The sequence below is a fragment of the Blastococcus sp. SYSU DS0617 genome (assembly GCF_054051075.1).
Window position 1 is genome coordinate 38,578 of sequence record NZ_JBJHAO010000013.1, and the last position, 14,219, is coordinate 52,796.

The 14,219-nt window shown below is 73.8% G+C and carries 19 protein-coding genes; 5 read left to right on the forward strand and 14 right to left on the reverse strand.

What is annotated here, in order from left to right:
• The first annotated feature begins 1 nt into the window (after position 1).
• The 5 genes from ACI793_RS14575 (at position 2) to ACI793_RS14595 (ending at position 5,126) form a co-directional block, all read left to right on the forward strand.
• Positions 2-1,492: a dihydrolipoamide acetyltransferase family protein gene (locus tag ACI793_RS14575; protein WP_456607097.1), complete on the forward strand. Its 1,491-nt coding sequence runs from the start codon at positions 2-4 to the stop codon at positions 1,490-1,492.
• 29 nt (positions 1,493-1,521) lie between these two features.
• Complete coding sequence (locus ACI793_RS14580; protein ID WP_456607098.1) at positions 1,522-1,920, forward strand: hypothetical protein; 399 nt, start codon at positions 1,522-1,524, stop codon at positions 1,918-1,920.
• An 81-nt stretch (positions 1,921-2,001) separates the two neighbouring features.
• Entirely contained in the window at positions 2,002-2,463 is a 462-nt protein-coding gene (locus ACI793_RS14585; RefSeq protein WP_456607099.1) for an SRPBCC family protein, read from the forward strand.
• 199 nt (positions 2,464-2,662) lie between these two features.
• A complete protein-coding gene (locus tag ACI793_RS14590) occupies positions 2,663-2,809 on the forward strand; it encodes a hypothetical protein (protein ID WP_456607100.1) in 147 nt (48 codons plus the stop codon).
• 253 nt (positions 2,810-3,062) lie between these two features.
• The gene (locus ACI793_RS14595) at positions 3,063-5,126 is read left to right on the forward strand and encodes a diguanylate cyclase domain-containing protein (RefSeq protein WP_456607101.1); all 2,064 of its coding nucleotides are present in this window, start codon (positions 3,063-3,065) and stop codon (positions 5,124-5,126) included.
• Between the two features lie 12 nt (positions 5,127-5,138).
• On the opposite strand, the gene ACI793_RS14600 is transcribed toward ACI793_RS14595, so the two are convergent.
• The 14 genes from ACI793_RS14600 to ACI793_RS14665 all read right to left on the reverse strand — a co-directional run bounded on the left by ACI793_RS14600 (position 5,139) and on the right by ACI793_RS14665 (position 14,175).
• Positions 5,139-5,969 (reverse strand): tyrosine-protein phosphatase, encoded by an 831-nt coding sequence (locus ACI793_RS14600; protein WP_456607102.1) that lies wholly within the window; start codon positions 5,967-5,969, stop codon positions 5,139-5,141.
• A gap of 31 nt (positions 5,970-6,000) precedes the next feature.
• On the reverse strand, positions 6,001-6,882 hold the full coding sequence (locus ACI793_RS14605) for a 3-methyladenine DNA glycosylase (RefSeq protein ID WP_456607103.1): 882 nt from the start codon (positions 6,880-6,882) through the stop codon (positions 6,001-6,003).
• Between the two features lie 18 nt (positions 6,883-6,900).
• Positions 6,901-7,062: a hypothetical protein gene (locus ACI793_RS14610; RefSeq protein ID WP_456607104.1), complete on the reverse strand. Its 162-nt coding sequence runs from the start codon at positions 7,060-7,062 to the stop codon at positions 6,901-6,903.
• Positions 7,059-7,310, reverse strand: a complete 252-nt coding sequence (locus ACI793_RS14615; RefSeq protein ID WP_456607105.1) for a hypothetical protein — start codon at positions 7,308-7,310, stop codon at positions 7,059-7,061. Before ACI793_RS14615 ends, ACI793_RS14610 begins: the two co-directional genes overlap by 4 nt.
• Positions 7,311-7,427: 117 nt before the next feature.
• Positions 7,428-9,272 (reverse strand): acyl-CoA dehydrogenase, encoded by a 1,845-nt coding sequence (locus ACI793_RS14620; RefSeq protein WP_456607106.1) that lies wholly within the window; start codon positions 9,270-9,272, stop codon positions 7,428-7,430.
• Positions 9,273-9,413: 141 nt separating this feature from the next.
• Positions 9,414-9,776, reverse strand: a complete 363-nt coding sequence (locus ACI793_RS14625) for a LapA family protein (RefSeq protein WP_456607107.1) — start codon at positions 9,774-9,776, stop codon at positions 9,414-9,416.
• Entirely contained in the window at positions 9,773-9,943 is a 171-nt protein-coding gene (locus ACI793_RS14630) for a hypothetical protein (RefSeq protein WP_311344034.1), read from the reverse strand. The genes ACI793_RS14625 and ACI793_RS14630 overlap by 4 nt, the downstream gene beginning before the upstream one ends.
• Positions 9,944-9,982: 39 nt before the next feature.
• Positions 9,983-10,414 (reverse strand): hypothetical protein, encoded by a 432-nt coding sequence (locus tag ACI793_RS14635; RefSeq protein ID WP_456607108.1) that lies wholly within the window; start codon positions 10,412-10,414, stop codon positions 9,983-9,985.
• 36 nt (positions 10,415-10,450) lie between these two features.
• Positions 10,451-11,077, reverse strand: a complete 627-nt coding sequence (locus ACI793_RS14640) for a TetR/AcrR family transcriptional regulator (protein ID WP_456607109.1) — start codon at positions 11,075-11,077, stop codon at positions 10,451-10,453.
• Between the two features lie 170 nt (positions 11,078-11,247).
• A complete protein-coding gene (locus ACI793_RS14645) occupies positions 11,248-11,385 on the reverse strand; it encodes a hypothetical protein (protein ID WP_456607110.1) in 138 nt (45 codons plus the stop codon).
• Positions 11,386-11,485: 100 nt separating this feature from the next.
• Complete coding sequence (locus tag ACI793_RS14650; protein WP_456607111.1) at positions 11,486-12,403, reverse strand: metal ABC transporter solute-binding protein, Zn/Mn family; 918 nt, start codon at positions 12,401-12,403, stop codon at positions 11,486-11,488.
• Positions 12,404-12,485: 82 nt separating this feature from the next.
• On the reverse strand, positions 12,486-12,635 hold the full coding sequence (locus ACI793_RS14655) for a hypothetical protein (protein ID WP_456607112.1): 150 nt from the start codon (positions 12,633-12,635) through the stop codon (positions 12,486-12,488).
• 69 nt (positions 12,636-12,704) lie between these two features.
• Entirely contained in the window at positions 12,705-13,631 is a 927-nt protein-coding gene (locus ACI793_RS14660) for a ribokinase (RefSeq protein WP_456607113.1), read from the reverse strand.
• A 43-nt stretch (positions 13,632-13,674) separates the two neighbouring features.
• Positions 13,675-14,175 carry a DUF6328 family protein gene (locus ACI793_RS14665; RefSeq protein ID WP_456607114.1) on the reverse strand — a complete coding sequence of 167 codons (501 nt, stop codon included), beginning with the start codon at positions 14,173-14,175 and terminating at the stop codon, positions 13,675-13,677.
• Between the last annotated feature and the right edge of the window lie 44 nt (positions 14,176-14,219).

Consider the following 14,219-nt stretch of genomic DNA (forward strand, 5'->3'; position numbering starts at 1 on the left):
GATGACGCAGACCGCGGGTGCGCTGCGCCGGTTCACGCTGCCCGACGTCGGCGAGGGGCTGACCGAGGGGGAGATCCTCCAGTGGCTGGTGGCGGTCGGCGACACCGTCACCGTCAACCAGCCGCTGTGCGAGGTCGAGACGGCGAAGGCGGCCGTCGAACTGCCCTCGCCGTACGCCGGCCGGGTGGTCGAGCTGCTGGTCGAGGCCGGCGCGACCGTCGACGTCGGAACGCCGATCATCACCATCGACACCGGCGGTGACGGCGGTGACGGCGGCGGCGAGGAGGCGCCCGAGCCCGGCGGCACGGGGCTGACCGGCGAGACCAACGCCAACGGCCGGACGGCGGTCCTGGTCGGCTACGGCCCCCGCACCACCGAGGCCCGCCGTCGCCCCCGCCGGTCCGGCGATGCCGCCGCAGCCCGGGCCACCGAGCCGCAGGCCGTCCTGCCCGAGGCCGACTACGGGTCCGGCGCCGACCGGCCCCCGCTGCTCTCCACCGCGCCGGACGCCCGCAGCAAGCCGGTGCGCCACGGCGGCCTGGAGGTCGGACGGCAGGCCGAGGCCGCCGCGATCCGTGCGGAGTCGGCCTCCGCGTCGGCCGCCGCGCCCGGCCGGCGCGGCCCGCGGCCGCTGGCCAAGCCACCGGTCCGCAAGTACGCCAAGGACTGCGGGGTCGACCTGACGCAGCTCACCGGCAGCGGCCCGGGCGGTGTCATCACGCGGGCCGACGTCGACGCGTTCCGCGCGGCTCCCCCTACGGACGGCGCCACCACGGGCCCTCGGGACCCCCGGTCCGGGGAGCAGCGCATCCCCGTCACCGGCGTCCGCAAGCACACCGCGGCCGCCATGGTGGCCAGCGCCTTCACCGCGCCGCACGTCACGGAGTTCCTGACCGTCGACGTCACGCGGATGATGAAGCTGCGCCGCCGGCTGGCTCAGCGGCCCGAGATGGCCGGCATCGCGATGAGCCCGCTGCTGTTCGTGGCCAAGGCGGTGCTGCTGGCCGCCGAGCGCCATCCGGCGGTCAACAGCTCGTGGGACGAGGCCGCCCAGGAGATCGTCGTCCACGGGCAGGTGAACCTCGGCATCGCCGCGGCCACCCCGCGCGGCCTTCTCGTCCCGAACATCAAGGACGCCGGCCGGTTGTCCCTGGCCGAGCTCGCCGGAGCCCTGTCCGAGCTGACCGCGACCGCGCGCGCCGGGCGCACCTCTCCGGCGGACATGTCCGGGGGCACGCTGACGATCACGAACGTGGGCGTGTTCGGCGTCGACACCGGCACACCGATTCTGAACCCCGGGGAGGCGGCGATCCTGGCGTTCGGGGCGGTCCGCGAGCGGCCGTGGGTGCACAAGGGGAGAGTCCGCGTCCGGCAGGTCACGCAGCTGGCGCTCTCCTTCGACCACCGGATCATCGACGGCGAGCTCGGTTCGCGGTTCCTCGTCGACGTCGGCACGGTGCTGTCCGATCCCGGCGCGGCGCTGGCGTTCTGACCCGGGTCCCGGCAGGCAGGATGGCGCTCGTGGACCGACGCGCTCCCGCCCTCGCGGCGCTGCTCCTGTTCGCCGTCGCCACCGTCCTCGCGACGGTGCTGGACGGCCGGCTGCCCGCGAGCGAGGAGAGCGTCGCCGGCTGGACCCTGCAGGTGCTCGGGTACCTGGCGGCGCTGGCCGGCGGGGTCCTGCTGGGCACCAGCACGCACCCGCGGTCGTGGCGGACCGCCGGGTTCGTCGTCATCGGGGCGCTGGTCGTGATGGTGCTGATCGACGCCGTGGCCCTCGCCGGCGACGACGGCGGCGCGAACATCGGGCTGGGCCTCGTGCGGGTGATCGCTCTGGCCACCGTGGCGGTCGTCGCCGTCCGGCTGGCTGTCGCGCTGGCGGGTGAACGCCGGGCCGGACCGCCCGCGGCGCGGCCCTGACCAGCGCGAACCGACGTGTCGCAGCGGCCCTTCCGGGGTAGGTCGTACACGACCGAGCAAGCGACACGAGGAGCTGAGAACGTGGCCAGCGTGCAGGAATCCGTCGACGTCGACGTCCCGATCCGGGTCGCGTACGACCAGTGGACGCAGTTCGAGTCCTTCCCCCAGTTCATGGGCGGGGTCGAGAAGATCACCCAGATCGACGAGACGCACACCCACTGGGTCACCAACATCGACGGCGTGAAGCGCGAGTTCGACGCCGAGATCACCGAGCAGCACGTCGAGGAGCGGGTCGCCTGGACCAGCACCAGCGGCGAGGCGAAGCACGCCGGGGTGGTCACCTTCCACCGTCTGGACGACGCCAAGACCCGCGTGATGATCCAGATCGACTGGGAGCCCGAGGGCCTGGTCGAGAAGGCCGGGGCGGCCCTGGGCTTCGACGACCGCCAGATCAAGGCGGACGCGAAGAAGTTCAAGGAGTTCATCGAGAGCCGCGGCACCGAGACCGGTGCGTGGCGCGGGGACGTACCGCGCCCCAGCTGACGCGACACACCACGACGGCGCCCGCCCTCCCGTACGGAGGGCGGGCGCCGTCGCGTCTGCGGTGAGCAGGGTCACCCGGTGGGATGAGAGAACTTCGGTGTTTCCAGCCATTCGCCTACGGATCGTAGGAATATGGTGGCAGTTGCGCTACTTCTCTTAGACGTAGGGCTATCCACCACCGACGAAAGAGGCACCACCGATGAACAGCGTGACGTCCAGCTGGCGGCAGCGGCGCCAGGCCGCCCGTACCCGCCGCGCCATCGACGAGGCTCTGGCGCGCAGCAGCAGCCCGGCGATGCGGGACGAGCTCCTCACGATGGCGAGCGCCGGCTACCTCCGGCGCTGAGCCGCCCGCGCCGGCCTCCCCGCCGGCGCCTCCTCGCCCGACCCCGGTTTCCCTCGAGACCGGGGTCGTCCGCTGTCCGGAGGGCGCTCGCCGGTCGGCGCCTCCCCCACATGGGTGGTCATGCTCAGGTCCGTGCCGGTGGATGCCGATATTTCCTCGTGACGCGCGTACGCACGATCAGCGAAGCGGCCTGCTCTGGCGTTAGGGTCCCGCTCGCGCCGTCGGCGTGTCCCGACTCGACGAGGAGCTCGCGGTGACCCTCAGTGGAGGACGCAGCGCTGAACCAGAGGCGCGGGAGACGTCCGGTGTCACCACCGCGGGGCTGCTGACCTACGTCGAGGCACGGGGAGGCCGGGACGCGGTCGCCCGGCTCCTCGAGCGGGCGGGCGTCACCGCGACCGCCGAGGAGCTCGCCGACCAGTCACGGTGGTTCAGCTACGCCACGCGGGTGCGCCTGTTCTCGGCGGCGACCGAGGTGCTCGACGACCCGGACGTGATGTTCCACGTCGGGGCCGCCGCCATGCGCAGCGGGCTGGCCCACTCCCTGCTGCTGGTGCTGCGCGCCCTGGGAACCCCCCGCCAGGTCTTCCGGCGGCTGCCCCGTGCCGCGGCGAAGTTCACGACGGTCTCCACCATGGAGATCCTCGCGACGTCGGCGACCTCGGCCACCGCCGCCCTCCACCTGCACGAGGGCTACGAGCACTCCGCGCTGGACTGCGACTACGCCCGCGGCCTCGCCACTACGGTGCCGGAGATCTTCGGGCTGCCCACCGGCGTGATCGTCTCCTCGCGGTGCCGGGTCGACGGCGGCCGCACGTGCGTCTACGAGGTCGCGTGGGAACGCCGGTCACGGCTCCGGCGGCGTCGGCGCACCGACGGCGCAGCCGACCGGGAGCTCGCCGCGTTGCGCGGCCAGCTCCACACGCTGCAGTCCGCGGCCACCGACCTGGTCGGCAGCGACGACCTCGACACCGTGCTGCGGCGGATCGTGGCGCGGGCCGGCGAGGCCGTGCTGGCGCCTGCCCACCTGCTCGCCGTCGCGGCACCGGGCGGCGGCCCGCCGCTGGTGCACAGCACCGGCATCCCCGCCGACGAGGCACAGGACCTGGCCCGGCGGTTGCTGGCCGGCCAGGACATCGGCCCCAGCGTTGTCGTCGTCGACGTGGCGTCCGCGCGTCGCCGGCACGGCAAGCTGGCCGCCGTCTACCCCACGGGGGACGGCTCCATGGACGACGAGCAGGCCATGCTGGCCGCCTACGCGGGGCATGCGGCCGCCGCGCTCGAGCTCCTGTTCGCCCTGGACGACGCCCGCCTCGAGGCCAGCCGTGCCGGCGCGCTCCTGGCGCTGGCGCACGAGCTGGCCGCCGCCGAGGACGTGGAGGCGATCTGCTCGGTCGTCGCCGACACCCTGCCGCGCGTCGTCGGCTGCACCAGCGCGTCGGTCATGCTCTGGGATCCGGCCGCAGGGCAGCTCCGCGCGCACTCGACGGCGAACCTCTTCCGCGACGTGCGGGGCGTCTTCCTCGAGACCCCGCTCAGCCCCGAGGACACACCCGAGCTGGTGGAGCTGCTCACGACCCGCGAGCCGCGCATCATCCGGGAAGCCGAGAGCAGCCCCGGACTGCGCCGGTTGCTCGCACAGATCGACGTCACGGACGTCGTCGCGCTCCCGCTCGTGGCCGGTGGCACGTTCCTCGGCGTCGCCACCGCGAGCTGGGAGGCCGGACAGGCGCCGGCGGAACTCCACGGCGACGTGCTCGCGCGGCTCACCGGCGTCGGGGACCAGGCCACCTCGGCCCTGCAGCGCGCTCGGCTGCTGCAGACCGTGCGGCACCAGGCCACGCACGACGCTCTCACCGGCCTGCCGAACCGGGTGCTCTTCCGCGAGCGACTGGTCGCCGAGCTGACGTCGGCCGCGCACGACGCCCACCTGGCCGTGCTCTTCTGCGATCTCGACCGGTTCAAGCAGGTCAACGACACCCACGGCCACGCGGCCGGCGACGAACTGCTCCGCCAGGTCGCCGCCCGGCTGCGAGCGGCGATCCGCCCGTGCGACGTCGTCGGCCGGCTCAGCGGCGACGAGTTCGCGATCATCCTCCCGGACCTGGGGGATCCCGCCGACGCGCACGGGCTGGCCGGTCGGGTCCAGGACTGCTTCGCCGAGCCCTTCCGGCTCGAGGGCAGTGAGGTGGCGGTGGGCACCAGCGTCGGCGTGGCCGTGCACCAGCCCGGTGGCAGCGCGGAGGAGCTGCTGCGGCAGGCCGATGCCGCGATGTACCGGCACAAGCAGGAACGCTCCCCGCGACCGGCCGGCTGACCGGTCGGTCGCTCAGTCGCGCAAGCGGGCGCGGAGGGCGGCCTGCTCGTCGGCACCGAAGCCGTGCTGCTCCAGCCAGCCGATCGGGCCGCCGTACCGCTCGTCGAGCAGTTCCAGCACCCGGTCCATCGTCTCCCGGCGGGGAGCGTGGTCGGCGGTGTTCCGCTGTGCCGTGTCCCCGCCGTAGGTCGGGGTGGCCCGCAGGCGCGCGACGATCGCGTCGATCCTGTCGCCGCTGAGCCCGTAGTCGATCGCGATCTCCTCGTGCGGCACGCCGGCCACGGCGAGGGCCAGCGCCACGACCACGCCGGTGCGGTCCTTGCCGGCCGCGCAGTGGACGATCGAGGCGCCCTCGTCCTGCGCTGCCAGGGCCCGCAGGGCATCGGTGACGGCGTGCCCGCGCTGGGACAGGTAGCCGAGGTAGCTGCGCACCGGCGCCGGCTCCTTCTCGTCGTGCTCGGCCACGTGCCGGGGGAGGAGCGAGTCGAGCCAGCCGTCCGGGAGGTCGGGGACCTCGGGCTCCTCGACGGCAAACACGTCGGTGTACTGGCCGCGCTCGGGCAGCAGAGTGAAGTGCCGGTGGGTGACCTCCGGCCTGGCCCGCAGCGGCCCGCGCCCCTCGAGCAGCACCTCCGCGGAGGTGCGCAGGTCGATGACCTCGCGCAGTCCGATCTCCTCGACGAGGCGCTGCACGTCGGCGTCGCTGAGGGTCTGCAGGTTGTCGCTGCGCAGGATGCGGTTGGGCAGCGTGCGACCGCCGTCGGTGGTGGGCAGCCCACCCAGGTCGCGCGTGTTCGCGGTGCCGTCGAGCTGCAACCAGCGGGTGTCGTGGAGGGAGGTCACGGCCTGACGGTACGGCGACGAGGTGAACATCTCATCCCTGGGTCAGGGTCTCGCAGACGTCGATCAGCCGTTGCCGCAGTTCACCACCACGGCGGGCGAACTCCCGCTGGGCCGCGGCGTACTCGGCCTTCCCCTCCGGCGTCTCGATGGCGACGGCCGGGTAACCGAGGGCGTGCAGGTCGTACGGCGACGCGCGCATGTCCAGCTCGCGGACGTCGGAGGCGAGGGCGAAGCAGTCGGCGAGCAGCTCACCGGGCACGGCCGGGCCGAGCTTGTAGGCCCACTTGTAGAGGTCCATCGTCGCGTGCAGGCAGCCGGGCTGCTCCATCGCGGCCTGGGTCTCCCGGGTGGGCTGCAGCCGGTTGCGCCCCACCGCCTCCGGGGTGAAGAACCGGAAGGCGTCGTAGTGGCTGCAGCGGACGGGATGCCCCTCGACGACGGCATCGGTGCCCGCCCGGCCCAGTCGGAGCGGCAGGGCGTGCCGCCGCTCGTCGGCGCGGTAGACCATCGCCCACTCGTGCAGCCCGAAGCAGCCGGCGAAGACAGGGCGGCCCGCGGTGGCGGCGAGCAGCCCGTGCACGAAGTCCACCGTCGACCCGCGCTCGGCCAGGTAGCCCGCGCGGTCCAGCGACACGATGCCGTCGTCGTCGGTGCGGTACCAGCGCCAGGCGGCGTGCGGTGCGGGGCCGTCCGCCGTCGGCGCGAGCGCCGTGCCGACGCCCGGCTGCCACCGGCGGAGCCGCCCGGGGGCGTGCGAGTAGTACGTGAAGAGGAAGTCGTGCACCGGGTGCGTCTCGCCCCGCGTGCGCCGCTCGCGGTGCGGCACCGCCCAGCGGTCGATGCGCGCCTCGTGCGCGGCCGCCCGGGCCTGCCACTCCGGCGCCGCCAGCACGGTCAGGACAGCGGCGGGCACCTGATCAGCGTAGGCGGGTCAGTCGGACTCGTTGCCAGGGCGGGCGACCCCGTCGTCGCGCTGTGCCTCGTCGTCGGTGGTCAGCGTCGCCGACCCCTCGGCTGCGTCGTCCGGCGCGGGGGCGGTGCCGTCGGTGGTGTCGGGGGAGTCCCGGTAGCCGGTGCCCTCGGGGTCGCTCATACGTCTCGTCCTCCGGATCTTGTGGTGGGGTCGGCGACCTCGCCCGAGGCGCCGGCCCGCCGAGCCCGCGCGACGTCGCCGTCGGCCCCGGCGGGCAGGTCGTCGCCGTGAGCGGCGTCGCGCTCCAGGGCGTCCTCACGGGTGAGGGGCACGTCGTCGGAGGACGACGCCAGGTCGCTGTTGGCACCGGTGCCCGACGCCGTCGGGATGTCCTGCTGAATCCGGTCGCTGCCCTGCGGGTCGCTCACGGTGCCTCCTCGCTCGACGTAGTCGTCTCAGACCCTTGCCCGGTGCCCCTGGGCTGAAACGGCGACGCACCGCCCTCCCTCGCGGGAGGAGCGGTGCGTCGCCGTGCGGAGCGAGGCTCAGAAGCAGGCCTCGTCGACCTCCATGAGGGCGTTGTCGGTGTTCTCGACGATGATCCGCTCGGAGGCCAGCCGCGGCAGCACCTGGCTGGTGAAGAACCGGGTGGCGGCGAGCTTGCCCTCGTAGAAGAACCGGTCCTTCTCGCTGACGTCCCCGGCCAGCGCGGCCAGGGCGACCTCCGACTGGCGCACCAGCAGCCAGGCGGTGACCAGGTCGCCGACCGACAGCAGCAGGCGGCTGCTGTTCTGGCCGACCTTGTACAGCGCCTTCATGTCCTGCTGGGCCTCGGTGAGGTGGCCGAACATCGCGGTGAGCATGCCCTGCACCTCGCCCAGCGCCGCCGCGAGGGCGGCGCGCTCCTCCTTGAGCCGGCCGTTGCCCGCCTCGGACTCGACGGTGGCCTGGATCTGCCCGGCCAGCCAGGTCAGCGCGACCCCGCCGTCCTTGACGATCTTCCGGAAGAAGAAGTCCTGGCCCTGGATCGCCGTGGTGCCCTCGTAGAGGGTGTCGATCTTGGAGTCGCGGATGTACTGCTCGATCGGGTAGTCCTGGAGGAAGCCCGAACCGCCCAGGGTCTGCAGCGACTCGGCGGTGAGCAGCTGGGTGGCGCGCTCGGAGCCGAAGCCCTTCACGATCGGCAGCAGCAGGTCGTTGAGGCGGGCGGCGAGCGTCGCCTGCTCGCTGTCCGCGGTTCCCTCGGCCTCGGCGGCGGTCACCTGGTCGCGGAAGCTGGCCGTGTACAGGTAGAGCGCCCGCATGCCCTCGGCGTAGGACTTCTGCAGCATCAGCGAGCGGCGCACGTCGGGGTGGTGGGTGATCGTGACCCGCGGGGCGTCCTTGGACGTCGCCGTCAGGTCGGCACCCTGGACCCGGGTCTTCGCGTAGTCCAGCGCCACCTGGTAGCCGGCCGACAGCGTCGCGATCGCCTTGGTGCCGACGAACATCCGGGCGTACTCGATGATCTTGAACATCTGGGCGATGCCGTCGTGCACCTCGCCGACCAGCCAGCCCTTGGCGGGCACGGGGCCGTCGCCGAAGGTCACCTCGCAGGTGGTGGAGACCTTGAGGCCCATCTTCTTCTCGACGTTGGTGACGTAGGCGCCGTTGCGCTCGCCGAGCTCACCGGTCTCCAGGTCGACGTGGAACTTGGGGACGACGAACAGCGACAGTCCCTTGGTGCCGGCCTTCGCGCCCTCGGGGCGGGCCAGCACGAGGTGGATGATGTTGTCGCTGAGGTCGTGCTCGGCGGAGGTGATGAACCGCTTCACGCCGGAGATGTGCCAGGAGCCGTCGGGCTGCTGCACGGCCTTGGTCCGGCCGGCGCCGACGTCGGACCCCGCGTCGGGCTCGGTGAGCACCATCGTGGCGCCCCAGCCCTTGTCGATCATCAGGCGGGCGAGCTTCTTCTGCTCCTCGGTGCCCAGGTCGTACAGCGTCTGGGCGAAGGAGGGGCCGGAGCCGTACATGAAGACGGCGGGGTTGGCGCCGAGCACCATCTCGAAGGCGCCCCAGGTCAGCACCGCGGGCGCGCCGAAGCCGCCGAGCTCCTCGGACAGGTCCAGGCGGAACCACTCTCCGGCGTCGAGCGCGCGGACCGAGTTCTTGAACGACTCGGGGAGGGTCACCGACTTCGTGGCCGGGTCGAACACCGGCGGGTTGCGGTCGGCGTCGGTGAACGAGGCGGCGATGGGTCCCTCGGCGAGCTTCCGGATCTCCGCCAGCACACCGCGCGCGGTCTTGGCGTCCATCTGCGCGAAGGGTCCGGTGCCGAACCGGTCCTTGGTGTCGAGGAACTCGAAGAGGTTGAACTCGAGGTCCCGCAGGTTGGCGGTGTAGTGCGTCATCGCTGTAGGTGCTCCCGTGCTCCGTGCCGGTGGACGGCTGTTGCTACTCGCCAGTAACAAGGGATGTTACCGGCTGGTAGCGCGGAGCGGGCAGCCCTCCACGCGGACACGCCCCGGAGGGGTGCCCGCGTGGAGGATGGGTCAGGAGCGGTGGCGGCGGCGGGTGCGGAGCACCAGGCTCAGGAGCCAGCCGACCAGGGCGCCGAGCCCGGCCGCGATCAGCAGTGCCACGACCAGCGGCGCCTCGACGTCGGTGAAGACGAGGCTGATCGGCACCGTCTCGCCGTTGAAGACGACGAACAGCACAAGCACGACCGTGACGAAGATCAGCAGGCCGAGCGCCAGCGACGTCCCGATGGTGCGGCCTGTCTGGCGCGTGCGGCCCGGCCTCGAGGGCGTCGTGGGAGCCGGCTCGGAGGCCGGCGCCCCGGTCGTGGGGTGGTCGAGTCCGACGCTCAGCGGGTCACGGGCGCCGCCCGTCGCGCGGGGGTCGGGGGCGGTCACTGGGCGTCCGGTTCGGTGTCGGCGGGCGGGTAGGCCGGGCCGGCGATCCCGTCGGCCGGGCCCTCCACGGCCCCGAGGGAGTCGCGGTCCTCGCCGGGCGCCTTGTCGGCCCCCAGGGGCTTGGCCTCGCGGTCGGATCCTGCGTTGTTTCCGTCGGGCATCGTCACCGTCTCGTCCTTCCCGCTCGTGCAGGACGGGAAACGGGCTCAGGGCTGGTCGGCCAGCGAGGGTCCTGCCTCGTGCCGGGGATGGCCGGCCGTGCGCTCGCGCTGCTTCATGCGCGCCTCGAAGACGTGCCGGTCGCCGTCGGCGAGCTCCTCGCGGGCGCGCGCGTCGTAGCTGCGGAACGCGCCCCAGTAGCCGGCGTCGAAGTCCTCGACGATCTGGAAGGTCCACCGGTCGGCGATGACGTTGCGCCCGACGAGGTCGCGGTCGAGGTCGGCGGCCAGCTCGGTCGCGCCGGCCTGCTCGAAGAGGTCCACCGACTCCTGCAGGAGGCGGTCGGCCTTCCCGGTGAGCTGGTGGAACGCGTAGAGGAAGCCGCGGGCCTGGTCGACCGTCTCCAGGGCCTCGGAGAGCTTGCCCAGCGCCTCGACGGTCGTGTCGTCGAGATCGGGTCGGGTGCGGTCGTTGCTCACCCGCCCATCCTGCGGCGCCGGTGCGCGACGCGCAGGTCAGCCGCGGGCGACCGCCGCGTCGACCAGCTTCTCGGCCAGCCGGCGGCCGTGCGCGGCGGGGCCGTCCGGGCCGAGGAGGCCCCCGGAGAGGTACATGCCGTCGATGATCAGGTGGATCTGCGCGGCCAGGTCCTCCCCGCCACCGGGCACGATCTGGTCGGTCAGCCGCTCGAGGCGCGTGTGCAGCTCGAACTTGTAGTCGGCCGCGGCGCTGCGGGCGGGGTGCTGCGGGTCGTCGTACTCGCTGCTGACGTTGGTGAACGGGCAGCCGCGGAAGCCGACGCGGGTGACGTCCCGCTCGACGGCGTCCACGACGGACAGCAGTGCGGCGCGCGGGTCGCCCTCCAGCCGGCCGAGCTCGGCGTCGATGAAGCCGAGCACGGTCGCGGACTTGCGGGCGAGGTATGCCCCGACCAGGTCGTCCTTGCTCTTGAAGAGCCGGTAGACGGTCATCTTGCCGAGTCCGGTCTCGCGGACGAGCTCGTCCATGCCGACGCTGCGCGAGCTGCGGCTGGAGAACAGCCGCTCCGCGGTGTCGAGCACGATCGCCTGACGTTCGGCACGGCTCCGGCGGACCGGGGTCGAGATGTCGTCGACGGAGGCGAGTGGGAGGGCGGCGGTCACGGGAGGCATGCTGCCCCAGCTCGGAACGGAGGAGTCCGCGGCACGCCGGTTCTGCTCGCTCTGAGTGACGAGAGGTTTACGGGCCGTGCGAGGTGGAACGGGCTGCTGAGGCCGGTGTGATCACCGACCGTCACCGCCCCGGGGGGTGGCGGGGCGATGCCCCGCTGGGGTCAGGAGCGGCGCACGCGGCGCGGGTTGGCCAGCATCCGGGCCACCGCGGCGGCCGGCGACGTGGTCTCCCGCTCCTCGCCGGACGTGGGTCGCGTCGAGGAGTCGGCTGCTCGGGCTTCGCGCTGATCGTCGTCCATGCATGCAGCCTGCCCCTGAGTCGCGCCCGGAAACCAGGCGCGGAGGGCATGTCACCGCTCAGGAGGGGAGAGATCCGTCACGGCCCGCCGTCCGTCGCGGTCAGCCGTCCTCCGCGAGCGCCTCGGTCAGCGAGGTGAGCTGCTCCAGCTGCCACTCGACGAACGGGACGTCGTCCGGCGGGCCCTCGGTGACCGCCACGACGGGCACGTCCCCGTCGTCGGCCGCCTCGCGCAGCTGCTCCTGGACGTCTCCGTCGGCCGCGCCGTCCTCGATCAGGACCGCGACCGCCCCGTCGCGCAGCAGCGACTCGAAGGTGGCGACGTCGTCCGGCGACGGGTCGGTCCCCGACCGCACGCTGCGGAGGAACCCCCGCGGGGTCTCGTCGACCAGCCCGACGGCCTCGGCCGTGCGCCCGTACAGCGGCCGGGTCGCGGCGTAGGTGCGGCCGGACGCCTCGTCCCGGAGGACGGCGACCGTCTCGACGACGGGTTGCAGCTCGGCGGTCCAGGCCGTGTGCTGCGCGTCGAAGTACGGAGCCGCGTCGGGGGAGAGGTCGGCGAGCTCCCGGGCGATCGCCGCGCTCACCTCGGGAACGGCGGCCGGCTCGTACCAGAGGTACGGGTCGCCGCTCCGCGCCGCGCGACCGACGACCTCCGCGGCGCTCACCACGACGGGATCGCCCGACGCAGCCTCCGCGGCCTCCGTCGCGGACTCGTCGTAGCTGAGCCCGTTGACCACCACGAGGTCGGCGGCGGCGACGAGGGCCCGGTCGGCCGGGGGCAGGTCGGGCGCCGAGCCGGCGATGGTGGTGACCGTGGCGCAGTCCCCGCCCAGCCGCTGGACGACCCCGCTCCACGCCGCCACGGACACCACGACGTCGAGCACCTCGCCCGGGCAGGCGGCCGGGTCGCCGGAGACGACGGCGGCCGTGCCGTCCGGCGCGCCGTCGTCCGAGCAGGCGGGCAGCGCCAGGAGCGCCAGCGCCGACAGGCCGGCGAGGAGGGAGGCGTGCCGCACGCGTCCTCCCTCGACGACGACCTGTCTCGGCCCGAGTATGGCGGACGGGATCGTCCGCCAGGACGGCGGCGGGACGGGTGGCTCAGACGTCAGGGGTGTCGGCGCCCCCGTCGCGCTCCCTGCCCTCCGCCGGCTCGTCGGGGTGGGGCGTCGTGCCCGACCCGTCGGACTCCCGGGACGGGGTGCCGCCCTCGGGCTGGTCGACGTCGGTGGCGCGCTCGGGCTCGGTCATCGCGGGTGCTCCTCGGGACGCGGTCGGTGTCGTCGGCCCTGTGCCCGCAACCACCCCGACCGGAAACGGTCAGGCCACCTCGACGGCCGGCGGTACCCCGGGGAGCACCGCGCAGACCTCGTCGTCACCGGGCAGCCCGCCCCGTGCGCCGGCCCCGGTCGTGGACAGCGCGGCGGCGGCGACGGCGTACCGCACGGCACCGCGCAGGTCCTGCCCGCCGGCCAGGCCCTGCGCCAGCGCCCCGGTGAAGCAGTCGCCTGCACCGGTGGTGTCCACGACCGCCACGGCGGGCGGCTCCTGCAGCACGGCCGGGCCGCCGTCGGAGGGGACGACGAGAGCTCCCCGCGAGCCGAGCGTGACCACCACGGCCCGGGCCCCCAGGCCGCGGGCCAGGCCGGCCAGCTCCGCCGGTGTCCGCTCGGCGGGCGCGGCACCGGCCAGCTGCATCAGTTCGTGCTCGTTGGGCACCAGCACGTCGACGCGGTCGAGCAGCTCGCGGGGCAGCGACCGGGGCGGTGCCGGCGTGAGGACGACGGTGCCGCCCGCGGCGGTGGCCGCGGCCAGGACCGTCTCCACCGGCACCTCGAGCTGCAGCAGCAGCACCTCGGCGCGGTGCACCGGCTCGACGTCCACGTCGGCCGGGGTGAGCGCGTCGTTGGCGCCCGGCACCACGACGATCAGGTTCTCGCCGCTGTCCTCCTCCACGGGGATGGTGGCCGTGCCCGTGGGCAGGCCCGGGGTGCGGTGCACCCGGCTGACGTTGACCCGAGAGCCCGCCAGCGCCGCCAGCTGCCGGTCGCCGGCGGGGTCCTCGCCCACCCGGCCCACCATGTGCACCCCCGGCCCGAGCAGGCCCGCCGCGGCGGCCTGGTTGGCGCCCTTGCCGCCGGGCGCCCGGGTCGAGGAGCGGCCGACGACCGTCTCCCCTCGTCCGGGCAGCCGGCCCACCGTGATGAGCACGTCCTCGTTGACGCTGCCGACGACGGTCACGGACACGGGAACCTCCAGGGACGTGAGGGTCCACCAGTACCAGACCCGGTCAGGTCTCCCGGGCGCGGCGTCGGGCACGCAGCGGCAGCGCGTACCAGGCCAGGCCGCCGAGCACGACGAGGCAGGCGCAGCCGACCACGGCCTGGACGCGGCCCAGCGCCACGTCGAGGACCAGGAGCACTGCACTGGTGATGCCGACGAGGAGCAGCGCCAGACCCGCCCGGAGGGAGCGGTCGGCGTAGGCGACCAGCTCCTCCTTGCGCCGCAGCCGGAACAGCGTGCGGTGGAAGGACACCGGCGCGATCAGCAGCACGGTGGCGCTCGCGGTGGTGAGCAGGGTGACCGCGTAGACCGTCGTCCCGAACGTGCCCAGGTCCTGGAAGCGCCCGGTGAAGGCCAGGCCCAGCAGGAAGGCGAAGAGCACCTGCACCCCGGTGAGGACGACGCGGACCTCCTGCAGGACCTCGTTGACGTTGCGGTCGAGCACCTGGTCGCGGGTCTCACCCCGGGCCTGCGCGGACGCCTCGGCGTCGGTCGGTTTCCGCTCCACGGGGCTGCGGTACCGCGCGCAGGACCCGCCGACACCCAGGAGGA

Coding starts and splice junctions, on each gene's coding strand:
- ACI793_RS14610 (WP_456607104.1), bottom strand. CDS start 7,062: ATGAGCGACCCCGAGGGCACCGGCTACCGGGACTCCCCCGACACCACC.
- ACI793_RS14620 (WP_456607106.1), bottom strand. CDS start 9,272: ATGACGCACTACACCGCCAACCTGCGGGACCTCGAGTTCAACCTCTTC.
- ACI793_RS14645 (WP_456607110.1), bottom strand. CDS start 11,385: ATGGACGACGATCAGCGCGAAGCCCGAGCAGCCGACTCCTCGACGCGA.
- ACI793_RS14575 (WP_456607097.1), top strand. CDS start 2: ATGACGCAGACCGCGGGTGCGCTGCGCCGGTTCACGCTGCCCGACGTC.
- ACI793_RS14655 (WP_456607112.1), bottom strand. CDS start 12,635: ATGACCGAGCCCGAGCGCGCCACCGACGTCGACCAGCCCGAGGGCGGC.
- ACI793_RS14590 (WP_456607100.1), top strand. CDS start 2,663: ATGAACAGCGTGACGTCCAGCTGGCGGCAGCGGCGCCAGGCCGCCCGT.